21 protein-coding genes are annotated in these 21,282 nt (G+C 71.6%); 8 read left to right on the forward strand and 13 right to left on the reverse strand.

Translation table 11 applies throughout. The features are described 5' to 3' along the window. Positions 1-3: 3 nt before the first annotated feature. A complete protein-coding gene (locus AB0C46_RS15920; protein WP_362828395.1) occupies positions 4-987 on the forward strand; it encodes a LysR substrate-binding domain-containing protein in 984 nt (327 codons plus the stop codon). A 26-nt stretch (positions 988-1,013) separates the two neighbouring features. On the opposite strand, the gene AB0C46_RS15925 is transcribed toward AB0C46_RS15920, so the two are convergent. Further along, entirely contained in the window at positions 1,014-1,829 is an 816-nt protein-coding gene (locus AB0C46_RS15925; protein ID WP_362828396.1) for an alpha/beta hydrolase, read from the reverse strand. Between the two features lie 103 nt (positions 1,830-1,932). Here AB0C46_RS15925 and AB0C46_RS15930 point away from each other — a divergent pair, with 103 nt between their 5' ends. Together AB0C46_RS15930 and AB0C46_RS15935 are read left to right on the forward strand one after the other, a co-directional pair. Next, positions 1,933-3,093: an adenosine deaminase gene (locus AB0C46_RS15930; protein WP_362828397.1), complete on the forward strand. Its 1,161-nt coding sequence runs from the start codon at positions 1,933-1,935 to the stop codon at positions 3,091-3,093. A gap of 141 nt (positions 3,094-3,234) precedes the next feature. Beyond that, a complete protein-coding gene (locus tag AB0C46_RS15935) occupies positions 3,235-3,510 on the forward strand; it encodes a hypothetical protein (RefSeq protein ID WP_362828398.1) in 276 nt (91 codons plus the stop codon). 193 nt (positions 3,511-3,703) lie between these two features. On the opposite strand, the gene AB0C46_RS15940 is transcribed toward AB0C46_RS15935, so the two are convergent. The 5 genes from AB0C46_RS15940 to afsQ1 all read right to left on the reverse strand — a co-directional run bounded on the left by AB0C46_RS15940 (position 3,704) and on the right by afsQ1 (position 7,736). Then, entirely contained in the window at positions 3,704-3,916 is a 213-nt protein-coding gene (locus tag AB0C46_RS15940) for a PspC domain-containing protein (protein ID WP_362828399.1), read from the reverse strand. Positions 3,917-3,961: 45 nt separating this feature from the next. Further along, a complete protein-coding gene (locus AB0C46_RS15945; RefSeq protein WP_362828400.1) occupies positions 3,962-4,477 on the reverse strand; it encodes a VanZ family protein in 516 nt (171 codons plus the stop codon). Between the two features lie 168 nt (positions 4,478-4,645). Further along, positions 4,646-5,272 (reverse strand): hypothetical protein, encoded by a 627-nt coding sequence (locus tag AB0C46_RS15950; protein ID WP_362828401.1) that lies wholly within the window; start codon positions 5,270-5,272, stop codon positions 4,646-4,648. Continuing rightward, positions 5,269-6,972 carry a HAMP domain-containing sensor histidine kinase gene (locus tag AB0C46_RS15955; RefSeq protein ID WP_362828491.1) on the reverse strand — a complete coding sequence of 568 codons (1,704 nt, stop codon included), beginning with the start codon at positions 6,970-6,972 and terminating at the stop codon, positions 5,269-5,271. Before AB0C46_RS15955 ends, AB0C46_RS15950 begins: the two co-directional genes overlap by 4 nt. 86 nt (positions 6,973-7,058) lie before the next feature. After that, entirely contained in the window at positions 7,059-7,736 is a 678-nt protein-coding gene (gene afsQ1, locus AB0C46_RS15960; protein WP_026169550.1) for a two-component system response regulator AfsQ1, read from the reverse strand. 226 nt (positions 7,737-7,962) lie between these two features. Here afsQ1 and AB0C46_RS15965 point away from each other — a divergent pair, with 226 nt between their 5' ends. After that, positions 7,963-8,763, forward strand: a complete 801-nt coding sequence (locus AB0C46_RS15965) for a SigE family RNA polymerase sigma factor (protein ID WP_362828402.1) — start codon at positions 7,963-7,965, stop codon at positions 8,761-8,763. 213 nt (positions 8,764-8,976) lie between these two features. On the opposite strand, the gene AB0C46_RS15970 is transcribed toward AB0C46_RS15965, so the two are convergent. Continuing rightward, the gene (locus AB0C46_RS15970) at positions 8,977-9,621 is read right to left on the reverse strand and encodes an ATP-binding protein (protein ID WP_362828403.1); all 645 of its coding nucleotides are present in this window, start codon (positions 9,619-9,621) and stop codon (positions 8,977-8,979) included. Positions 9,622-9,778: 157 nt separating this feature from the next. On the opposite strand from AB0C46_RS15970, the gene AB0C46_RS15975 reads away from it, so the two are divergent. Then, positions 9,779-10,180 carry a hypothetical protein gene (locus AB0C46_RS15975; RefSeq protein WP_362828404.1) on the forward strand — a complete coding sequence of 134 codons (402 nt, stop codon included), beginning with the start codon at positions 9,779-9,781 and terminating at the stop codon, positions 10,178-10,180. Positions 10,181-10,431: 251 nt separating this feature from the next. On the opposite strand, the gene AB0C46_RS15980 is transcribed toward AB0C46_RS15975, so the two are convergent. The 3 genes from AB0C46_RS15980 to deoC are packed head-to-tail and all read right to left on the reverse strand — an operon-like array spanning position 10,432 to position 13,727. Beyond that, positions 10,432-11,301: an aldehyde dehydrogenase family protein gene (locus AB0C46_RS15980; protein WP_362828405.1), complete on the reverse strand. Its 870-nt coding sequence runs from the start codon at positions 11,299-11,301 to the stop codon at positions 10,432-10,434. Next, positions 11,294-12,724 (reverse strand): aldehyde dehydrogenase family protein, encoded by a 1,431-nt coding sequence (locus AB0C46_RS15985; RefSeq protein WP_362828406.1) that lies wholly within the window; start codon positions 12,722-12,724, stop codon positions 11,294-11,296. The genes AB0C46_RS15980 and AB0C46_RS15985 overlap by 8 nt, the downstream gene beginning before the upstream one ends. 7 nt (positions 12,725-12,731) lie before the next feature. After that, positions 12,732-13,727 carry a deoxyribose-phosphate aldolase gene (gene deoC / locus AB0C46_RS15990; RefSeq protein WP_362828492.1) on the reverse strand — a complete coding sequence of 332 codons (996 nt, stop codon included), beginning with the start codon at positions 13,725-13,727 and terminating at the stop codon, positions 12,732-12,734. Positions 13,728-13,940: 213 nt separating this feature from the next. Between deoC and AB0C46_RS15995 the strand changes: the two genes are divergently transcribed. After that, positions 13,941-14,567 carry a PH domain-containing protein gene (locus AB0C46_RS15995; protein ID WP_362828407.1) on the forward strand — a complete coding sequence of 209 codons (627 nt, stop codon included), beginning with the start codon at positions 13,941-13,943 and terminating at the stop codon, positions 14,565-14,567. A 429-nt stretch (positions 14,568-14,996) separates the two neighbouring features. On the opposite strand, the gene AB0C46_RS16000 is transcribed toward AB0C46_RS15995, so the two are convergent. The 3 genes from AB0C46_RS16000 to AB0C46_RS16010 form a co-directional block, all read right to left on the reverse strand. Beyond that, positions 14,997-16,691, reverse strand: coding sequence for a phospho-sugar mutase (locus AB0C46_RS16000; protein WP_362828408.1), 1,695 nt, complete (start codon positions 16,689-16,691; stop codon positions 14,997-14,999). 298 nt (positions 16,692-16,989) lie between these two features. Next, positions 16,990-17,811: a purine-nucleoside phosphorylase gene (locus AB0C46_RS16005; protein WP_362828409.1), complete on the reverse strand. Its 822-nt coding sequence runs from the start codon at positions 17,809-17,811 to the stop codon at positions 16,990-16,992. Positions 17,812-17,966: 155 nt separating this feature from the next. Continuing rightward, complete coding sequence (locus AB0C46_RS16010; RefSeq protein ID WP_362828410.1) at positions 17,967-18,404, reverse strand: gamma-glutamylcyclotransferase; 438 nt, start codon at positions 18,402-18,404, stop codon at positions 17,967-17,969. A gap of 139 nt (positions 18,405-18,543) precedes the next feature. Between AB0C46_RS16010 and AB0C46_RS16015 the strand changes: the two genes are divergently transcribed. Continuing rightward, positions 18,544-19,989: an NAD(P)H-quinone dehydrogenase gene (locus AB0C46_RS16015; RefSeq protein WP_362828411.1), complete on the forward strand. Its 1,446-nt coding sequence runs from the start codon at positions 18,544-18,546 to the stop codon at positions 19,987-19,989. Between the two features lie 292 nt (positions 19,990-20,281). Further along, positions 20,282-21,268 carry a DeoR/GlpR family DNA-binding transcription regulator gene (locus tag AB0C46_RS16020; protein ID WP_362828412.1) on the forward strand — a complete coding sequence of 329 codons (987 nt, stop codon included), beginning with the start codon at positions 20,282-20,284 and terminating at the stop codon, positions 21,266-21,268. The last annotated feature ends 14 nt before the right edge of the window (positions 21,269-21,282 follow it).

Consider the following 21,282-nt stretch of genomic DNA (forward strand, 5'->3'; position numbering starts at 1 on the left):
CTGTTGCAAGGTCGCAACAGAATAGACACCGCCGGTTCGGGCCGGGCCGGCGTGGACACGGGGGAGGTGGCCGAACTCGGCGCCGACTCCTGGGCGGTGGTTCTCGCCCCGCGGCTCGCCCAGTTCACCGCCGTCGCCCGGCACGAACACGTCACCCGCGCCGCGCAGGAGCTCGGGATGCCGCAGCCGACGCTCAGCCGGGCCATCGTCCGCCTGGAGGAGGACCTCGGCGTCGCCCTCTTCGCCCGGCACGGCCGCACCCTCTCCCTGACCCCGGCGGGCCGCGCCTTTCTCGCCTCCACCGAGCGGGCGCTGACGGATCTGGAGCGGGCGACGGAGTCCGTACGGGCCGATGTCGATCCCGCGGCCGGGAAGGTGGCGTTCGGCTTTCTGCACACCCTCGGTTCGGAGACCGTGCCCGGCCTGATCCGCACCTTCCGCGCCGACCATCCGCGCGTCCGCTTCCAGCTCGTCCAGAACTACGGTGAGGCCATGATCGAGCGGCTGCGCGCCGGCGACCTCGATCTGTGTCTGACCTCGCCGGTGCCCGACTATCCGGACCTGGTCGCCCGCCGGCTCGACGAGCAGAAGCTGCGCCTGGTCGTCCCGGACGACCATCCGCTGGCCGCCCGTAAGCGGATCCGGCTCGCGGAGGCCGCCGGCGAGCTGTTCGTGACCCTCGAACCGGGCTACGGGCTGCGCCGGATCACCGACGCGCTGTGCGCGGAGGCGGGCTTCACCCCGCGGGTCGCGTTCGAGGGGGAGGAGGCCGAGACGCTGCGCGGGCTGGTCGCGGCCGGGCTGGGCGTGGCCCTGCTCCCCCCGCCGGCCGTCCCCCGCCCCGGCGTGGCCGAGCTGACCGTGACGGCGCCGCGGGCGGTCCGCGAGATCGGCGTCGCCTGGCTGGACGGCCATCCGGACACCCCGCCGGTGGCCGCCTTCAAGAAGTTCCTGCTGAGCCGGCGGGGGCGGCTGCTGCCCAGGTGACGGCTGTGCCGGCCGGGCTGCGGCGTTCAGTGCCGCAGCGACGTCCCGAAGCCCGCCGCCAGCGGCATCCGCAGGCCCAGCGGCGGGGGCGCGGCCAGCGCGTCCTTCACCGGTCTGGCGAAGTCCCGGGCGAACAGCGAGCCGAGCATGAAGTCGGCGGCCAGGGCCAGGACTTCGGTACGGTGCTGATGCAGCGAATGGCCGTCGGAGTGCACCTCGAAGCGGCAGATGTCCCGGTTGACCTTCTTGGCGCGCTCGGCGTAGCGGTAGGAGAGATCGGGGTCGGTGCGCTCGTCGTTGGTGCCGTGGATGAGCAGGACCTGCCGGCCGATGAGCTGTTTCACCGGATCGGGCTGCGCACTGTCCTGGTGCGGGTCGGGCAGCCAAGGGGCGATCGCCAGTACGGAGTTGACGGCGGGATGACCCGCGGCATGCAGGGCGGCGCGGGCGCCCATGCCCGTACCCACGAGGCAGACCGGGACATCGCCGTAGCGGCGGATCACCTCCTCCAGGGCCCAGTCCGCGTCCCGCGCCGGATGGGCCGCGGCCCCGTTCCAGCCGCTGCAGCGGTAGCGCACGACATGAGCCGTCAGGCCCTCAGCGCGTCCCGCCTTCGCCAGCCGGACCGCCAGCGGGCGCACCGCCAGCGCCGCCACCGGCGACGGGCGCCGCACCCCGGTCGGTCCGCCACCGGGCAGTAAAAGCGCGACCCCGCTGACCTCCCGGCCGGTGCCTCGCCCGCCGCCCCTCCACCGGAGCGCTTCGCGCGCCGCTTCCTTGCCGGCCGTTCCCAGCGGTTTTCCCAGCCGGGCCTCACGCACCGGCAGTGCTTGCTGAGCCATGTCCAGAACGATGGCAGACGGAGGCGTGCGCGCCACCCCGTGGACGGGTCACTGTTACGTATCGTTCGGTGTGATCTACGCGCGTAGGCGCTAGAGTGCCGAGATGACGAGCGAGACCACCACCCAGCCGACCAGTGAACAGATCCGCCGCGCCCCCAAGGTGCTGCTCCACGATCACCTCGACGGCGGCCTGCGCCCGGCCACCGTCGTCGAGCTGGCCCGTGAGAACGGCTATGAGGGACTGCCCGAGACCGACCCGGAAAAGCTCGGGATCTGGTTCCGTGAGGCCTGTGACTCCGGTTCGCTTGAGCGCTACCTGGAGACGTTCGCCCACACCTGCGCCGTCATGCAGACCCGCGACGCACTGGCCCGGGTGGCCGCCGAATGCGCCGAGGACCTGGCCGCCGACGGTGTGGTCTACGCCGAGGTCAGGTACGCGCCCGAGCAGCACCTGGAGCAGGGCCTGACCCTCGAAGAGGTCGTCGAGGCGGTCAACGAGGGCTTCCGCGAGGGCGAGCGCCGGGCCCGCGAGAACGGTCACCGCATCCGCGTCGGCGCGCTGCTCACCGCGATGCGGCACGCCGCCCGCGCCCTGGAGATCGCCGAACTCGCCAACCGCTACCGGGACACCGGCGTCGTCGGCTTCGACATCGCGGGCGCCGAAGCCGGCTACCCGCCCACCCGTCACCTCGACGCGTTCGAGTACCTCAAGCGGGAGAACAACCACTTCACCATCCACGCCGGTGAGGCCTTCGGCCTGCCGTCGATCTGGCAGGCCCTCCAGTGGTGCGGCGCCGACCGCCTCGGCCACGGGGTCCGGATCATCGACGACATCGAGGTCGCCGACGACGGCTCGGTCAAGCTCGGCCGGCTCGCCTCGTACGTCCGGGACAAGCGCATCCCGCTGGAGATGTGCCCGACCTCCAACCTCCAGACCGGCGCCGCCCCCTCGTACGCCGAGCACCCCATCGGCCTGCTGCGCCGGCTGCAGTTCCGGCTCACGGTCAACACCGACAACCGGCTGATGAGCCACACGAGCATGTCCGAGGAATTCGAGCACCTGGTCAAGACATTCCGATACACGCTCGATGACATGCAGTGGTTTACAGTCAATGCGATGAAATCAGCGTTCATTCCTTTCGATGAACGTCTGGCCATGATCAATGACGTCATCAAGCCCGGTTACGCGGAACTGCGGGCCGAATGGCTGTTCCGTCCGGCGGTCACAACCTCCCCTGTGAGCAGTGCTTCTGACCCTGCGTAAGGGGTAGCGCGAGCCTATAGCGCAACGGCCGGTGGAATGTCCACCGGCCGTTTTTTCTTTCGTCGTGGCTGTTTGCGGCGCCGGTTGCCGCCTCAGTAGGTTGATTTGCCGGTCAAGCCCCCATCATGAGGACGTAATTCGATGAAGCAGGGAACCATCAAGACTCTCGGTACCGTCGCGCTCGGTGCCGCTTTCGCCGTCACCGCCGCGGGCGTCGCCAGCGCGGCCCCGTCGCTCGACACCACCGGGGTGCTGAAGAGCCTGCCGGTGAAGGACGCCACCAAGACCGTCTCCGGCCTCACCAAGGCCAAGCCGGCCGGCAACGACGTCAAGACCAAGCTCAACTCCCAGGGCAACAAGCTGCTGGGCGGCCTGCCGACCAACGCCGTCGCCAAGACCCTTCCCCTGGGTGGCTGATCCCGCCACACGGCCCGTCCTCCAGGGGACGCGTCAACGGCCCGTCCTTTAGGGACGCGTCATGCGCCGTGCCCCGGCCGAACGCTTTCGTGCGTACGGCCGGGGCATCGTCATGTGCGGTCGGGAACCCGGGCGGCGCGGTGCCGGTTCGGCAGTCGCGCCGGGTGGTCGGGCGGGCTGCCGGGCGGGCCGGTCACCAGGCGGTGGCGCCGGTGGCGGCCTTCTCCTCCGAGGGGAGGAATATCCACAGCGCCAGGTAGACCAGGAACTGCGGGCCGGGCAGCAGACACGACACCACGAAGAGCACGCGCATCGTCGCCGGCGTCGTACCGAAGCGACGGGCCAGACCCGCGCACACTCCGGCGATCATTCGGTTGTTGCGGGGGCGGACCAGTGCGGCGGCCATGATGGCGGCTCCTTTGCGACTCGGTGGGGCGTTTGCCCCGATGTCTCAAAGGTAGGTCCGGCTGCCGGAAAGGGCATCAGCCTGCGGGGTCAGTTCGACCCTGGGGATTCTCGGGGTTACCTCCCCGAGATCCCCGTAGCGGCGGCGCAGCCGGCGCCGGGCCCCGGGGACGACCGCCAGATGTGCCAGGGCCACCCCGAGAGAGCCGAGCAGCACCGAGTCGATGTCCGGGACCCGGCCGGGCACCCCTGACTGCAGCAGCTCGATGGCCAGCGCGATCATTGCCCCGGCGAACGCGGTACGGGTCAGGGACACCAGTGGTGAAACGTTCAGCCGGCCCGCCGAGAGGGGCAGCAGCACCCCCAGCGGCGCCAGCAGCAGCACCGAGCCGCCCAGATGCTGTATGGCCTCCCACGAAGGCCCGGTCGCCAGCTCGGCCTGGATCGTCGCCAGCGGTTCGAGATTCGTGGCGGACACCCAGGGCACCGTGCGAGGGCGCAATGTCAGCCAGCCGACGATCAGCAGATGCGCCACAAGGAGGAGAAGTCCGGTGACGCGCATACGGGGGACGGCAGTGGTGCCGGGGCCATGACGCTGCACATTGGCCAGGACGCGACCTGCGGGGGCTGCGGTTCCGCCCAATTGCGCCCGTCTTGGCCCACCGGTCCACGGCCTGTCCTTAAGGGCCTGACGCGCCGGACAGGCCCACGGAGATCGGGGAGACAGCCCCTAACCCTCATCCGACAGCGGGTCGCCCCAGCCGGAGTTCTCCGCAATGTCCGGGTTGGTCAGTACATCCGCCGAGCAGTCGTAGCGGTGCGCCGTATCGTCGCCCGGTCCGCCCAGCACCGCCGCATGGGTCCGGCCCAGTGCCGGGCTGGTGCCGTAGGTGCATACCAGCTGGGCCAGTGCGAACGACGGCAGATCGTCCGGCCGGATGCTCAGTCGCAGCGCATCCGAGGGGTCGCCCGCGCGCGGCGCCGTGACCTTCAGGTCCTGGGGCAGCGCGCTGCTGAAGCCGGCCCGCTCCTCGTCGGACGACGGCTGCCGCTGCAGCTCTTTGAGCAGCGCACGGGCGGTCGGCAGCCGCGGATCGGTGGTCGCCGTGCCCTTGGGCAGCGACACCGTCCGCTCCACCTGGGCCAGCGCCGAGCCGCACACCAGATAGACGGTGGCCTGGGCCCTTCCGGGCGGGTTGGCCGCCGGCTCGCTCGCCGGGGCCTTGCAGCTCACCCGCGAGGGCGCACCGCCCGCATCGACCGGTACCGAGGTGCCCCGGATCCCGCAGCCCACGGCGGCGAGCGCAAGCGCCGCCACGGCGGCGGTGCGCCGCCCCGTCCGCCTGATCGGCGTCATCGCCCGTCCTCCGTGCCCTCGTCGGCCGCGCGGGCCGGGCCGCCGTCCCTCTGTGCGCCGTCCGTCAGCGGCGCGGCGTCCATCGGCAGCCGCAGGGTGAAGACCGCGCCGCCTTCGGGGAGATTGGCCGCGGTGATCTCCCCGCCGTGGATATGTGCGTTCTCCAGCGCGATCGACAGGCCCAGACCGCTGCCCTCCGACCGCGGCCGGGAGGCGCTCGCCTTGTAGAAGCGGTCGAAGACATGCGGAAGTACTTCTTCCGGGATGCCGGGGCCGTGATCCCGTACGCGGATCACCAGCGTGCCGCCCAAGGGCCGCCCGGCGTCCGCCGCCTGCTCGGACCGCTCCGGCCCCACGTCCTCCGTACCGGCTTCCGGTCCCTCGGACGTGTCGGGCGCGGCCGGGCCGCCGGAGACGGCGGTGCTGCCCGTCCGGCCGCCCGCACCGTCACCGGCCGCCTCCTCGGTGTGCACCGAGACCCGCACCGGTGAGCCGCCGTGCTTGAGGGCGTTGCCGATCAGATTCGCCAGGATCACATCGAGCCGCCGCGGGTCCAGGCGGGCCACGATGCCGCGGTCCGCGTCCAGCTCGACCGCGTCCAGCCAGGCCCGTGCGTCGATACAGGCGGTCACCTGGTCCGCGACATCGACCTCGTCCAGCACCAGCCGGGCCGTTCCCGCGTCGAAGCGGGTGACCTCCATCAGGTTCTCCACGAGGTCGTTCAGCCGCCGGGTCTCGCTGACCACCAGCTGCACCGCCGGTGCGATCATCGGGTCGAGCGAGTCCGCCTCCTCCTCCAGCACCTCGGAGACCGCGGTGATCGCGGTCAGCGGCGTCCGCAGCTCGTGCGACATGTCGGCGACAAACCGCCGGGACGCCGCCTCGCGCCCGCTCAGCTCCTCGACCCGCTGCTCCAGACGCTCCGCCGTACGGTTGAACGTCCGGGACAGATCGGCCAGTTCGTCCGTGCCGGTCACCCGCAGCCGGGTGTCCAGACGCCCCTCGCCCAGCTGCCGCGCCGCATACCCCAGCCGCTGTACGGGCCGCAGCACGGTCGTCGCCGCGGCCTGCGCCAGCAGCGCCGAGCCGACCAGCGCGAGCGCGGTCGCGATCCCCAGCGACCAGGCCAGCGAGTTGAGGTCCTGCCGCTCGGTGTCCAGCGACTTCATCATGTAACCGGTGGGCCCGCCGCCGATCACCTTCGCCCCGGCGACGAGGTAGGGGGCGTCCCCGACCTCCTTGCGCTGCCAGTACAGATGGTGCAGATAGCGGTTGGACTCGTCGACCGGGCGCACCTCGTCGACCGCGGTACGCAGCGACTGGGGCACGCTGTTCAGCGTCAGCAGATTCTTGTTGGTGGTGGCCGCGCAGTCCTTGCCCTCGCGGTCGACCCCTATCAACAGCACCGCGTAGTTCTGCGGCCCGGCCGCCATCTGGCGCGCCGCGTCCTGGAGTTCGGCACATCGCGGGTGCAGCGGCAGCGACCGCGTACTGTCCTCCAGCGACTTACGGAAGTCCTTGAGGACGGCGTTCTGGGTGCGCTCCAGGACGGTGTTGCGGTTGAGCCAGTATGCGATGCCCGACGCCGAGACCGCGGCCGTCAGCGCCACCAGCGCGAAGACCACCACCAGCCGCAGCCGCAGACTGGTCCAGCGCAGCAGCCCCGATGCCCGGCGCAGCCCGCGCAGCACCCGCTGCACCCCTTGGCCGGCCGCGGGCCCGGCCGTGCTCCCGGCTCCGCCGCCCGCGCTGTCGTCCGTAGCACCGCCGCTCGCGGAACGTTCCCTCACTGCGGCGAATCCAGCCGGTAGCCGACGCCGCGGACCGTACGGATCAGGGTCGGCGAGGACGGCACGTCCTCCACCTTCGCCCGCAGCCGCTGCACACACGCGTCCACCAGGCGCGAGTCGCCGAGGTAGTCGTGTTCCCACACCAGCCGCAGCAGCTGCTGGCGGGACAGCGCCTGACCGGGCCGGCGGCTCAGCTCCAGCAGCAAGCGCAGTTCGGTCGGTGTCAGTTGCAGATCCTCGCCGTTCTTGGTGACCGTCATCGCCGACCGGTCGATCACCAGCGAGCCGAACGTCGCCGAATCACTGGACTCCCGCTCGCCCCGGCGCAGCACGGCCCGGATCCGGGCGTCCAGCACCCGCCCCTGGACCGGTTTGACGACATAGTCGTCGGCGCCGGACTCCAGTCCCACCACGACGTCGATGTCGTCGTTACGCGCGGTGAGCAGGATGATGGGCAGCTGGTCCGTACGCCTGATCCGCCGGCACACCTCGAAACCGTCGATGCCCGGCAGCATCACATCCAGCACGATCAGGTCCGGGCGCTGCTCACGCAGCAGCTTCAGGCCGTCCTCGCCCGTCGCCGCGGTCACCACACGGTGACCCTGGCGGGACAGCGAGAGTTCGAGGGCCGTGCGGATGGCGTCGTCGTCCTCGATCAGCAACAGGAAAGGCACGTCAGCCATTCTGGCCCATGGGACGCCGGGACATCGACCAGTGGCGCTCTCGTACACAAGGCCCACGCACGGAGGGCCCCGCGACGCGCCGCACCGGGCCCTGTGACAGGCCTGTGACAGTCGACGGACAACGCGATGAAACTGGCTTGGCAGTCTTTTGGGCACCGGGAGAGATCAACAACCCGGGACACACCGAACGAGCTGGCTCTACGACGGGGGGCGCGAGATGAACACACTGCACGGCACCACTTCCAGCGCAGTTATCACGCGACTCCACGACGTCGTCCGGACCGGCGAGAAGTCCGGTGCCGGGCGAGGATGCACCACGCGCAGCGCCGGGCGTCAGCGGCCGCCCTTCATGGTGGCCATCGACGCAAAGACGGTGGAACTCAACCCGGGGCACGGGGGCAATGCCGCCCACGGGGGAGAAAACGGGGGAAACACCGGGGGAGCGGAGTACAGGGAGGCCACGGGGGAACGGCGTTCCCCGGCGGAGACGGCGGAGGCCGAAGCGGCCTTCACCGCCTACGTCCAGGAGCGCCGGGCCTCCCTGTACGCCACCGCCTACCACCTGACCGGCGACCGCTACGAGGCCGAGGACCTGCTGCAGAGCGCGCTGTTCTCGACCTTCCGGGCGTGGGACCGGATCAGTGACAAGGCGGCGCTCGGCGGCTATCTGCGGCGGACCATGACCAACCTGCACATCAGTGCCTGGCGCCGGCGCAAGCTCAACGAGTACCCGACCGAGGAGCTGCCGGAGACGGCCGGCGACGTGGACGCGATGCGCGGCACCGAGCTGCGCGCCGTGCTGTGGCAGGCGCTGGTCCGGCTGCCCGAGACGCAGCGCACGATGCTGGTGCTGCGCTACTACGAGGGCCGCACGGACCCGGAGATCGCGGACATTCTCAACATCAGTGTCGGCACGGTGAAGTCGAGCATCTGGCGCGCCCTGCGCCGGCTGCGTGAGGACGAGGTCCTCAGCTTCGGCCGTGACGAGGAGGAGTCCTTCGGCGAGCTGGTGGCCTGAGGACCTGGGGGAGCCCGAGGGGGATCAGGGGGAACGCCCGAGAGGGGAACGGGGATACGGGGGAACCGGCCGAAGCGGAGTGATCCACAGAGGCCGGACGTATCGGGGGATACGGGGGAAGCACGGGGGAGAAGAGCGCGGGTTCGGACGGCCGGGGGGTCTGTCCGAGCCCGCTTCTTCGTCTGTGCGCCGGTGCCGCTGCGGGGCCGCGCGTCAGGAACGTACGGCCGCGCCCACCGAGTCCGGTGCTCCGGCGGCCGATATCCGGGCCAGCGCCTCCGGCTTGGCGCAGGCGTGCGCGCCCAGCGCGGTGTGCCGGGCGACGACCGACCGCTCATCGCGCAGCAGCCGCAGCCCGCGGCGTACGAGATACGGGGCGGACTTGCGGCCCTCGCGCAGATCCCGGGTCAGCCGCCGGCGGAAGGTGGTGGTGGGACGGCCGCGCAGACACAGCGCGTCGGCCAGCAGCCCCGCGGCCCGGCAGTCCGCGATGATCTCGGCCGCGAAGATGCCCTCTGCGATGAAGAGCGGGGCGCCGCCGAGGCCGAGCGTGGTCGCGCCGACCCGGGCGCTGGCCGAAATGTCGTACACCGGGACGTCGGCACGCCCCGTACGGCACAGTGCGTCGATGGCCGTGAGGGCGGCGCCGGCGTCCCAGGACAGCGGCGCGTCCCAGTCGGCGCCGCCGCCGTCGGGCAGTTGGGGCAGCGTCGGGTCCGTCCCCTCCTTGTAGAAGTCGTCGAGGTTGAGGACGGGGAGGCCGCTGCGGGTGGCCAGGGATGTCTTGCCGGAGCCCGACGGGCCGGTCAGCAGAACGACCTGAGCGGTGGGCGGCCGGGTGGCGGTGTGGGAGGTCACGGGCACCCATTGTCGCGGATTGGGCCGTGTGGGGTACCCCTGGCGCGCGAGGTGGATCGACTCCCGCACGTCAACTACGCTACGCAGTCAATCGATTACCCGAATGCTCTGGCTCGCACAGCACTTCGACCCCCTTCGATCCACAGGCAGGTGGCACATGCCCTCCCATGCGCGTCCCAAGCCCAGCCGTTTTCCGCGCACCGTGCTGCGGGCGGGACTGGTGATCTCCGCGGCCGGTGCCGCGCTCGCGGCGGGCGGTGCGGCGACGGCGAGCGCGGCCCCGGCCGCCTCGGACGTCGCCACCGACACCGGTGCCGCGGCCTCGGGACTGACCGGCGCACTGCTGCACTCCGCGGCCGGCGGCCTCGGCCCGGTCAAGAACCTCCAGCTGGACCCGCTGGCCAACACCTCCGTCGACCCGCTCGCCAACGCCGTGAGCACCCAGATCGCCGACTTCAAGCCGGTGGGCACCACGCTGCTGACCGGCACCCTCTCGAAAGGTGCCGCGCTCAAGGACCTGCCGCTGGTGGGGACGCTGACGAGGGTGCTGCCGGGCTGAGGCCGGCCCGGCGGGCGCTGCCCGGGCGGCCTCAGCCGCCCGGACCGGTGGCGCCCGCCGCCGTGCCGGTCCGCACTCAGCGCCCGTGGAACGCCGCGACCATCGCCTCCATGTCCTCCTGGAACGAACAGCTCAGCGCCAGCCACGAGCTGTCGTTCCCTGCCCGGCAGGGAACGACAGTGCGGGGCCCCGCCATGAAGGAGAGGCCCCGCACTGTCGTTCCGCGACGCCGTCAGGACGTCGGTGCGGTCCTAGACACCCATCGGATGCCAGACCGTCTTCGTCTCCAGGAACGTCAGCAGACGGCCGGTGCCGGGGTCGGCGGTCCAGTTGGGTGCCGACGGGCGGAGCACCCGCTTGAGGTTGTCGGCCGCGGCCGTCTCCAGGTCCTTCGCCAACGCGTCGTCGGCGCCGGCGAGATCGATGGCGTTGACGTCCTGGTGGGCGGCGAGGGGAGCGGCGAGCTCCGCCGTGCGGCCCGAGAGGATGTTGACCACGCCGCCGGGAAGGTCGGACGTGGCGAGCACCTCGGCCAGGGAGAGGGCGGGCAGCGGGGTGTTCTCCGCCGCCGCCACGACCACCGTGTTGCCGGTGACGATCGCCGGGGCGAGCACCGAGACCAGGCCGAGGAACGACGAGTCCTGGGGGGCCAGGACCGCGACCACGCCGGTCGGCTCGGGGGCGGAGAGGTTGAAGTACGGCCCGGCCACAGGGTTGGCGCTGCCGGCGATCTGGGCGGCCTTGTCGGACCAGCCCGCGTACCAGACCCAGCGGTCGATCGCCGCGTCCACCTGGGCCGTGGCCTTCGCCTTCGACAGCCCCTCGGCGGCGGCGACCTCGGCGACGAACTGGTCGCGGCGGCCCTCCAGCATCTCGGCAATGCGGTAGAGGATCTGGCCGCGGTTGTAGGCCGTGGCGCCGGACCAGCCGCCAAAGGCCTTACGGGCGGCGACCACCGCGTCCCGGGCGTCCTTGCGGGAGGCCAGCGGCGCGTTGGCGAGCCATGTGCCCTTGGAGTCGGTCACCTCGTACACCCGCCCGCTCTCGGACCGGGGGAACTTGCCCCCGACGTACAGCTTGTAGGTCTTGAAGACGGAGAGTCGGCCAGTCAGCTCAGACATTGAGGTACGCCTCCAGACCGTGCCGGCCGCCCTCGCGGCCGTAGCCCGACTCCTGGTAGCCGCCGAAGGGCGAGGCCGGGTCGAACTTGTTGAACGTGTTGGACCAGATGACGCCCGCGCGGAGCTTGTTCGCCATCCACAGCATCCGCGAGCCCTTCTCCGTCCAGATACCGGCGGAGAGGCCGTAGGGGGTGTTGTTGGCCTTCTCCACGGCCTCCGCGGGGGTGCGGAAGGTCAGCACGGACAGCACCGGGCCGAAGATCTCCTCGCGGGCGATGCGGTGCGCCTGGGTGACGCCGGTGAACAGCGTCGGGGCGAACCAGTAGCCGGCGGTGGGGAGTTCGCAGGACGGCGACCAGCGCTCGGCGCCCTCGGCCTCGCCCGCGTCGGCCAGCGCGGTGATCCGGGCCAGCTGCTCGGCGGAGTTGATGGCGCCGATGTCGGTGTTCTTGTCGAGCGGGTCGCCCACGCGCAGGGTCTGCATCCGGCGCTTGAGCGCGTCCAGCAGCTCGTCCTGGACGGACTCCTGGACCAGCAGGCGGGAGCCCGCGCAGCAGACGTGGCCCTGGTTGAAGAAGATGCCGTTGACGATGCCCTCGACGGCCTGGTCGATCGGCGCGTCGTCGAAGACGATGTTCGCCGCCTTGCCGCCGAGCTCCAGAGTGACCTTCTTGTCCGTGCCGGCGACCGTACGGGCGATGGCCTTGCCGACCTCGGTGGAGCCGGTGAAGGCGACCTTGTTGACGTCGGGGTGCGCGACCAGCGCCGCGCCCGTGGCGCCCTCGCCCGTCAGGATGTTGACGACGCCCTTGGGCAGGCCAGCCTGGCGGCAGATGTCCGCGAAGAACAGGGCGGACAGCGGGGTCGTCTCGGCGGGCTTGAGGACGACCGTGTTGCCGGTCGCCAGCGCCGGGGCGATCTTCCACGCCAGCATGAGGAGGGGGAAGTTCCAGGGGATGACCTGGCCGGCGACGCCCAGGGGGCGGGGGTTCGCGCCGTACCCGGCGTGGTCGAGCTTGTCGGCCCAGCCCGCGTAGTAGAAGAAGTGTGCGGCGACCAGCGGCAGATCGGCGTCCCGGGACTCGCGGATCGGCTTGCCGTTGTCCAGCGACTCCAGCACGGCCAGCTCGCGCGAGCGCTCCTGGAGGAGCCGGGCGATCCGGAAGAGGTACTTGGCGCGCTCGGCGCCGGGCAGCGCGGACCACTTCTCGAAGGCCTTACGGGCGGCCTTCACGGCACGGTCGACATCGTCGGCGCTCGCCTGGGCGACCTCGGAGAGGACCTCCTCGGTCGACGGGGAGACGGTCTTGAAGACCTTCCCGTCGGAGGCCGGGGCGAACTCGCCGTCGATGAACAGGCCGTAGGACGGCGCGATGTCGACGACCGCGCGGGACTCGGGTGCGGGTGCGTAATCGAAGGTCATGGGAGCCTCAGTCCACCGTGACGTAGTCGGGGCCGGAGTAGCGGCCGGTGCTGAGCTTCTGGCGCTGCATCAGCAGGTCGTTCAGGAGGCTGGAGGCGCCGAAGCGGAACCAGTCGGCGGTCAGCCAGGGCTCGCCGAGCGTCTCGTTGACCATGACCAGGTACTTGATCGCGTCCTTGGTCGTACGGATACCGCCGGCCGGCTTCACCCCGACCTGGACGCCGGTCGTGGCGTGGAAGTCGCGGACCGCCTCCAGCATCAGGAGGGTGACCGGCGGGGTGGCGTTGACGGCGACCTTGCCGGTCGAGGTCTTGATGAAGTCGGCGCCCGCGAGCATCGCCAGCCAGGAGACCCGGCGGACGTTGTCGTACGTCTGGAGCTCACCGGTCTCGAAGATGACCTTGAGGTGGGCGGCGCTGCCATCGGGACGGGCACACGCCTCCTTGACGGCCTTGATCTCCTCGAAGACGTCCATGTAGCGGCCGGAGAGGAAGGCACCCCGGTCGATCACCATGTCGATCTCGTCGGCGCCGGCCGCGACCGCGTCACGGGTGTCCGCCAGCTTGACCGGCAGCGCGGCGCGGCCCGCGGGGAAGGCGGTGGCGACGGACGCGACATGGATACCGGAGTCGCCGAGCGCCTCCTTGGCCGTCGCGACCATGTCCGGGTAGACGCAGATCGCCGCGACCTTGGGGCTGGTGCGGTCGGTGGGGTCCGGGTGGATGCCCTTGGCGCACAGCGCCCGGACCTTGCCCGGGGTGTCCGCGCCTTCGAGGGTCGTCAGGTCGATCATCGAGATGGCGAGGTCGATGGCGTACGCCTTCGCCGTCGTCTTGATCGAGCGGGTGCCGAGGGTGGCGGCGCGGGCCTCGAGGCCGACCGCGTCGACGCCGGGGAGGCCGTGGAGGAAGCGGCGCAGCGCACCGTCGTCGGCGGTCACGTCCGCCATTGACGCCAGACGCCCCGCGGCTTCCTTGCCGTATGCGGGAACAGTGATGGGCATGGTCACGAGGGGAGCATATCTACGCGCGTAGCGCCATGTCATCCCCCTCGGCCGTCCGAATCCGGCCGGGCGGCGGGGCCGATTTCGGCAACGTGCCCGGTGGCGGGCGCCGGGACGAGGCCGCAGCCGGGGCCCGGACGCGCCCGCACCCCGCCCCCGAATGATGCCGTAACGCAATGTCCGGCATCCGGACGGTCAGGCAGAATCGGCGTCATGACGAGCCCCCAGGACCGGACCACCCCGCCTCAACAGCAGTACGCGGACCGCAGCTACCGCTCGCCCGCGGCCCTCGTCGGCGGCGCACTGCTCCTCCTGCTCGGACTCTGGCTCGGCGGCGACGCACTGCTGCGGGGCGTCGCGCACACCAAGCTCACGGCGCTGTTCGCGCTGCTCCTCGGGGCGCCGCTGGTGATCGCCTACACCCTGCGGCCGCTGGTCAGGGCGGGCGAGGACCGGCTGACGGTGCGTAACCCGTTCCGTACGATCACCCTGCCGTGGGGCGCGGTGGAGGACCTGCGGGCGGCGTTCTCCACCGAGGTGTTCACCAGCGGCGGCAAGTACCAGCTGTGGGCCATCCCGGTCTCGCTGCGGCAGCGCAAGAAGGTCAGCCGTCAGGCGGCGCGGGGCGCCGCGCCCCGGTCCCGTTTCGGGCTGAACGCCGACGCCGGCCCGGTGCCGCGCGCCATGGCCGACCAGGCCCTCGACGAGCTGCGCGAGCTCAAGGAGCGCGCCGCCCACCGCGAGAGCGCCCAGGGCGAGCCGGTGGTGCGCTGGTCGTACCCGATCATCGCGCCGGCCGTGGTGGGCGCGGTGGGGCTGGCCGTGATGGTGGCGCTGTAGCTGGCTCTTGGGGCTGGGGGGAGTGCTCCCCAGGGCTTTTCCCGGCAGTCTTCTTGGTGGGGCTGCTTCGGTGGGCCGTCCTCTTGGTGGGGGCTGTTTCCCGGCTGTCCCCTTGGTGGGGCTGCTTCGGCCGGCCGTCCTCTACTAGGTGGGGCTGTTCCCCGGCCTTCCTCTTGGCGGGGGCTGCTTCCCGGCCGTCGCCTTGGTGTTGCTGTTTCCCCGCCGCCCCCGTGGTGTTGCTGTTTCCCCGCCGCCCACCCCCCTTCGGGGGGGGTGGGCGGGTAGGGGAGGGGAGGTTAGGCCGGGCGGGAAAGGCGCGGCCCGAAGAGGCAGGAACGACAGGAACGGCAGAAAAGGCCGGACAGGCAGGACAGGCAGGACAGGCAGGAACGGCAGAACGGCAAGGACCGGCCCATCCAGGCGCCCCCGTCAGATCCCGGCCGCCTCCGACAGATCCCGCTTGATCGACGCCAGCGCCGTGGCGGCCTTCGTACGGGCCTCGGGCAGGGCCTCGGCCGCGGCCACCGGGACCACGACCTCCAGGTAGCACTTGAGCTTGGGCTCGGTGCCGCTGGGGCGGACCACCACACGGGCGGCCTCGATCCCGGCGTCCGGCGCACCGGACAGGTAGTAGCGCAGCCCGTCGGTCGGCGGCAGCGTCTCCGTGCCCTGGTTCAGATCGTCGGCCCGGGTCACGCTCAGGCCCGCCAGCACGGTCGGCGGCTGCTCGCGGAGCCGGCGCATGGCGTCGGCGATCAGCGACAGGTCCTCGACGCGGACCGAGAGCTGGTCGGTGGCGTGCAGCCCGAATTCCAGGGCGAGATCGTCGAGCAGATCCGTGAGGGTGCGCCCGGACTGCTTGAGTTCCGCGGCCAGCTCGGTGATCAGCAGGGCCGCGGTGATGCCGTCCTTGTCGCGGACGCCCGCCGGATCGACGCAGTAGCCCAGCGCCTCCTCGAAGGCGTACCGCAGACCGTCCACCCGGGCCAGCCACTTGAAGCCGGTCAGTGTCTCCTCGTACCGGAGCGAGGCGGCGGCCGCGATACGGGACATCAGCTGGGAGGAGACGATGGTGGTCGCGAACGTGCCGGCGGCCCGCTTGCGCACCAGGTGGGCGGCGAGCAGCGCGCCGACCTCGTCGCCGCGCAGCATCCGCCAGCCGTCCGGAGTGCCGGGGGCGGGGACGGCGACGGCGCAGCGGTCCGCGTCGGGGTCGTTGGCGATCACGATGTCGACGCCGGAAGCGCCCAGGTCGCGGGCGGTGGCGAACGCGAGGTCCATCGCGCCCGGCTCCTCCGGGTTGGGGAAGGCGACCGTCGGGAAGTCGGGGTCCGGCTCGGCCTGTTCCGCCACGACCGTCGGCGCCGGGAACCCGGCCCGCGCGAAGGCGGCGACGAGGGTGTCCCGGCCGACGCCGTGCAGGGGCGTGTAGACGACCTTGGTGTCCCGGGGGGAGCCGGGGGTCAGCACCGCGTCCGTACGCGCCAGATAGGCGTCCAGGACCGTCTCGTCGAGGGTTTCCCAGCCGCTCTCCGGTCGCGGTACGTCGGCCAGCGAGCGGACCGCGGCGATCTCGGCGGCGATCTCGCCGTCCGCGGGCGGCACGATCTGGGAGCCGTCGCCCAGGTAGACCTTGTAGCCGTTGTCGCGCGGCGGGTTGTGGCTGGCGGTGACCTCGACGCCGGCCACCGCGCCCAGGTGCCGTATGGCGAAGGCCAGGACCGGGGTGGGCAGCGGGCGCGGCAGCACCGCGGCGCGCAGGCCCGCGCCGACCATCACGGCCGCCGTGTCGCGGGCGAAGTCGGCGCTCTTGTGGCGGGCGTCGTAGCCGATGACGACGAGGCCCGAGCCGTCGCCCTGTGCCTTCAGGTACGCGGCGAGGCCGGCCGCGGCCCGGATAACCACGGAGCGGTTCATCCGCATCGGGCCCGCGCCCAGTTCACCGCGCAGCCCGGCCGTGCCGAACTGGAGGGTGCCGGCGAACCGGGCGGCCAGCTCGGCCACGATGTCGGCGTCGGCGGCGGCTTCGATGAGCTTGGACAGCTCGTCCCGGGTCTCCGGGTTGGGGTCCTCGGCCAGCCATGACTGGGCCCGGTTGATCAGCTCCGCGGGATCGGTAGCCACGTGATGCTCCTGACGGTGGATGCGGGTGGGGGGGGCGCGCTGACGACAGCTGAGGAGGGAGGGCCCTCTCGGCTCGTCACGCATACCCAGTACGCGCGTACGGGGAGCCGCAGAACCGGCCAATGCCACTGGATGGCAGCGCGCGGGGGAGGCCGCGCCGCGCGGTGGGGTGGACCGGCGGGCAGGCGGCGGGACCGGTGCGGCGGTGACGGCGGCGGGGCGGCCCGGCGGGTGTGGTGCACCCGCCGTGGCCGTCGGCCGTCGTCGTCCGGGCGCGGCGCCGTGGCGCCGCGGTGCCTCAGAGCTTGCCGAGCACCTGGGCGAGCAGGCTGCCCATCCGGGTCGCGGAGTCGCGGCCGGCCTGCAGTACCTCTTCGTGGTTGAGCGGCTCGCCCGTCATGCCGGCGGCGAGGTTCGTCACCAGCGACAGACCGAGGACCTCGGCGCCGGCCTCGCGCGCCGCGATGGCCTCCAGGACCGTGGACATCCCGACCAGGTCGGCGCCCAGGGTCCGGATCATCTTGATCTCGGCCGGGGTCTCGTAGTGCGGGCCGGGGAACTGGGCGTAGACGCCCTCCTCCAGGCTCGCGTCGACCTCCTTGCACAGCGCGCGCAGCCGCGGCGAGTACAGATCCGTCAGGTCGACGAAGTTCGCGCCGACGATCGGGGAGGTGGCGGTCAGGTTGAGGTGGTCGCTGATGAGGACCGGCTGGCCGGGGCGCATGCCCTCGCGCAGACCGCCGCACCCGTTGGTGAGCACGACGGTCTTGCAGCCGGCCGCGACGGCGGTGCGGACACCGTGCGCGACCGCGGCGACCCCGCGGCCTTCGTAGTAGTGGGTACGGCCCAGGAAGACCAGCGCCCGCTTCGCGCCGACCTGGTACGAGCGGATCGTGCCGCCGTGTCCGGCGACGGCCGGCGCCGGGAAGCCGGGCAGCTCGGTGACGGGGAATTCGTGCTCGGGCGCGCCCAGGGCCTCGGCGGCCGGCGCCCAGCCGGAGCCCATCACCAGGGCGACGTCATGGGTCTCGGCGCCGGTCAGCTCGCGCAGACGGGCGGCGGCGTCGGCGGCGGCACCCTGCGGGTCGCGCGCGATGTCCGGAGTAACTGATGCGTTCACGCGGACGAGGGTAGCCGGTATTCCCCTACGCGCGTAGATGTCGCTGCTCACGGTCCGGGGACCGGACGGTTGTGGCATCTGCCAAAAGCATGTGCCCGGGCGCGTCGCGGCACCCGTACGGCGGCGCGCCCGCTGCGGCCGGCCCGTGCCGCCCGTCAGCAGGGCCGCTTGCGCAGCTCCATCACATAGTCGTGCGGTGCGCCCGCCGACTCCGCGGCATCCGCGATCTCGCCCAGATAGCGGGCCGACGGCAGACCGCCCTCGTAGCCGTTGAGGACATAGATCCAAGCCGCCTCGTCGCCGTCGAGGGTGTGCACCCGCACCCGCATCCGGCGGTAGATGTCCATGCCGACGCCCTCCCAGCGGTCCATGGACTCCTCGTCCATGGACGCGATGTCGTAGAGCGCGACGAAGAGCTGGGAGCCCGGCGATTCGACGACCGTCGCCAGCGCGCCTTCCCAGCCCATCTGCTCGCCGCCGAAGGTGAGCCGCCAGCCGTTGAGCCAGCCGGTGCCGCGCAGCGGCGAGTGCGGTGCGCGGCGGGACATCAGCCGCGCGTCGAGGTTGCCGGCGTACGCGGCGTAGAGCGACATGGTTCCGAGGGTACGGGAGGTTGCCCGCCGGGCCCGTGGTACCGGAGGTTCGGACGGGAGGCCCGGTCGAGCGCGCTCCGGTGCCTGTCAGGGGCGGAGTACGCCCCCGGGCGAGAGCGACGTACGGGCGTGCGGGACAATGGAGTACGTGACTCGGATCGTGATCATCGGTGGTGGACCCGGCGGCTACGAAGCGGCCCTGGTGGCGGCTTCTCTCGGCGCGGAGGTGACCGTCGTCGACTGCGACGGTCTGGGCGGGGCGTCGGTGCTGACCGACTGCGTGCCGTCGAAGACTCTTATCGCCACGGCCGAGGTGATGACGACCTTCGACTCCTCGTACGAAGAGCTCGGCATCATCGTCGAGGACGACACGCCGCACGTGGACCGGCCCGCCCGGGTCGTCGGCGTCGACCTCGGCAAGGTCAACCGACGGGTCAAGCGCCTCGCGCTCGCCCAGTCGCATGACATCACCGCGTCCGTGACCCGCGCCGGCGGCCGGGTCATGCGCGGTCGCGGGCGGCTGGAGCCCGGCCAGGCGCCGGACGGCTCCCGCAAGGTCACGGTCACCGCCGCCGACGGCACCTCGGAGGGGCTGATCGCGGACGCGGTGCTGATCGCCACCGGCGCGCACCCCCGCGAGATCCCGGACGCGCTCCCCGACGGCGAGCGGATCCTGAACTGGACGCAGGTCTACGACCTCGACGAGCTGCCCGAAGAGCTGATCGTGGTCGGTTCCGGTGTCACCGGCGCCGAGTTCGCCGGTGCCTACCAGGCGCTCGGCTCCCGCGTCACCCTCGTCTCCTCCCGCGACCGCGTGCTGCCGGGTGAGGACCCGGACGCCGCCGCCGTCCTGGAGGACGTCTTCCGCCGCCGCGGCATGAACGTCATGTCGCGCTCCCGGGCCCAGTCCGCCAAACGGGTCGGCGACCGCGTCGAGGTCACCCTGGCCGACGGCCGCACGATCTCCGGTACGCACTGCCTGATGGCGGTCGGCTCGATCCCCAACACCGAGGGCATCGGCCTGGAAGCAGCCGGGGTCAAGCTCAAGGACTCCGGCCACATCTGGACCGACAAGGTCTCCCGCACCTCTGCCCAGGGCGTGTACGCGGCCGGCGACTGCACCGGCATCTTCGCGCTGGCGTCCGTCGCCGCCATGCAGGGCCGGATCGCGATGTACCACTTCCTCGGTGACGCGGTCACCCCGCTGAACCTCAAGACGGTCTCGGCGAACGTCTTCACCGACCCGGAGATCGCCACTGTCGGTTACTCCCAGGCCGATGTCGACAGCGGCCGGATCGACGCCCTGGCCGTGAAGCTCCCGCTGCTGCGCAATCCGCGCGCCAAGATGCAGGGCATCCGCGACGGCTTCGTGAAGCTGTTCTGCCGCCCCGGCACCGGCATCGTCGTCGGCGGTGTGGTCGTCTCCCCGCGCGCCAGTGAGCTGATCCACCCCATCTCGATCGCGATCGACAACAATCTGACCGTCGAGCAGATCGCCAATGCCTTCACGGTCTACCCGTCGCTGTCCGGCTCGATCGCCGAGGTTGCCCGCCAGCTGCACACGCGCAAGGCCGCCAGCGAGTAACGGGTGTGCGGCAACCGGCGGACGGCCGCGGTCGATTCTTTGTGCCACCGGTGAGCACTTGGGATGAAACGTGCCTGCAGCGGGCAGGTACCGGCCCGCTGTCGCAGGGTGGCTGTCGTACGGGCCGGCGGGGCGCCTGACCAGGCGCCAAGCCGGTCGTCCCGCCCGGCAGTTCGACATCCGCACGACATATGCACACCGCATACCACGTCACGCTCCGCGGTGTGAACAACTTCCGTTAATTGGTGCAACCTGCTGAAAACAGACGGTCGTTGGCGTTACTGTCAGTTTCGTGTTCGCTGCAGAACGTCGCCAATTGATCCTTGAAATGGTGCGCGCCAATGGAGCCGTATCGCTCCGGGAGCTCGCCCGCGTCGTCCAGACCTCCGAAGTAACCGTACGGCGGGACGTGCGGGCGCTGGAGGCAGAAGGACTGCTCGACCGCCGGCACGGCGGTGCGGTCCTGCCGGGAGGCTTTACCCGCGAATCAGGATTCCCACAGAAGTCCCATCTAGCGACCGCGGAGAAGACGGCCATCGCCGATCTCGCGGCCGGCTTCGTCGAAGAGGGCGAGGCCATCGTCGTCGGCGCGGGAACGACCACGCAGGAGCTGGCCCGCCGGCTCGCCCGGGTCCCCGGTCTGACCGTCGTCACCAACTCCCTTCTTGTCGCCCAGGCGTTGGCCCATGCCAACCGCGTCGAGGTCGTGATGACCGGCGGCACCCTGCGCGGCTCCAACTATGCGCTGGTCGGCAGCGGTGCCGAGCAGTCCCTCCAGGGCCTGCGGGTGTCCCGCGCCTTCCTGTCGGGCAGTGGTCTGACCGCCGAGCGCGGTCTGTCCACCTCCAACATGCTCTCCGCCAGCGTCGACCGGGCGCTGGTGCAGGCGGCGGGGGAGGTGGTGGTGCTCGCCGACCACACCAAGCTCGGCTCCGACACGATGTTCCAGACCGTGCCGACGGACGTGATCACGAGGCTGGTCACGGACGAGCCACCGGGCCATGACGACCGCGCCGCCACAGAGCTGCAGGCGCTGGCCGATCAGGGCGTCCAGATCGCCGTCGCCAACGGCTCGGGCGTGACCCACGGGCCGGGGCAGCCGGGGAGGGACGGTGGCCCGGGGGACCGCAGAGGTCCCCGGCGGGACGTCCCGCTCCCGGGCCAGCGGCGCAGCCATGCGCCGGGCGGCGGGGCCGGTGGGCCACAGCTCCGCTCGGCCCCGTCCCTGAGCGAGGCCTCCGGCGGCCGGGTCGCCGATCTGGCGCCACGGCGGCGCTGAGGGCAGAAGTCGGG

This window comes from Streptomyces sp. NPDC048637 (genome assembly GCF_040650675.1).
Lineage (GTDB): Bacteria > Actinomycetota > Actinomycetes > Streptomycetales > Streptomycetaceae > Streptomyces.

Coding starts and splice junctions, on each gene's coding strand:
- AB0C46_RS15925 (WP_362828396.1), bottom strand. CDS start 1,829: ATGGCTCAGCAAGCACTGCCGGTGCGTGAGGCCCGGCTGGGAAAACCG.
- AB0C46_RS15930 (WP_362828397.1), top strand. CDS start 1,933: ATGACGAGCGAGACCACCACCCAGCCGACCAGTGAACAGATCCGCCGC.
- AB0C46_RS15935 (WP_362828398.1), top strand. CDS start 3,235: ATGAAGCAGGGAACCATCAAGACTCTCGGTACCGTCGCGCTCGGTGCC.
- AB0C46_RS15940 (WP_362828399.1), bottom strand. CDS start 3,916: ATGGCCGCCGCACTGGTCCGCCCCCGCAACAACCGAATGATCGCCGGA.
- AB0C46_RS15945 (WP_362828400.1), bottom strand. CDS start 4,477: ATGCGCGTCACCGGACTTCTCCTCCTTGTGGCGCATCTGCTGATCGTC.
- AB0C46_RS15950 (WP_362828401.1), bottom strand. CDS start 5,272: ATGACGCCGATCAGGCGGACGGGGCGGCGCACCGCCGCCGTGGCGGCG.
- AB0C46_RS15965 (WP_362828402.1), top strand. CDS start 7,963: ATGAACACACTGCACGGCACCACTTCCAGCGCAGTTATCACGCGACTC.
- AB0C46_RS15975 (WP_362828404.1), top strand. CDS start 9,779: ATGCCCTCCCATGCGCGTCCCAAGCCCAGCCGTTTTCCGCGCACCGTG.
- AB0C46_RS15980 (WP_362828405.1), bottom strand. CDS start 11,301: ATGTCTGAGCTGACTGGCCGACTCTCCGTCTTCAAGACCTACAAGCTG.
- AB0C46_RS15985 (WP_362828406.1), bottom strand. CDS start 12,724: ATGACCTTCGATTACGCACCCGCACCCGAGTCCCGCGCGGTCGTCGAC.
- deoC (WP_362828492.1), bottom strand. CDS start 13,727: ATGCCCATCACTGTTCCCGCATACGGCAAGGAAGCCGCGGGGCGTCTG.
- AB0C46_RS15995 (WP_362828407.1), top strand. CDS start 13,941: ATGACGAGCCCCCAGGACCGGACCACCCCGCCTCAACAGCAGTACGCG.
- AB0C46_RS16010 (WP_362828410.1), bottom strand. CDS start 18,404: ATGTCGCTCTACGCCGCGTACGCCGGCAACCTCGACGCGCGGCTGATG.
- AB0C46_RS16015 (WP_362828411.1), top strand. CDS start 18,544: ATGGAGTACGTGACTCGGATCGTGATCATCGGTGGTGGACCCGGCGGC.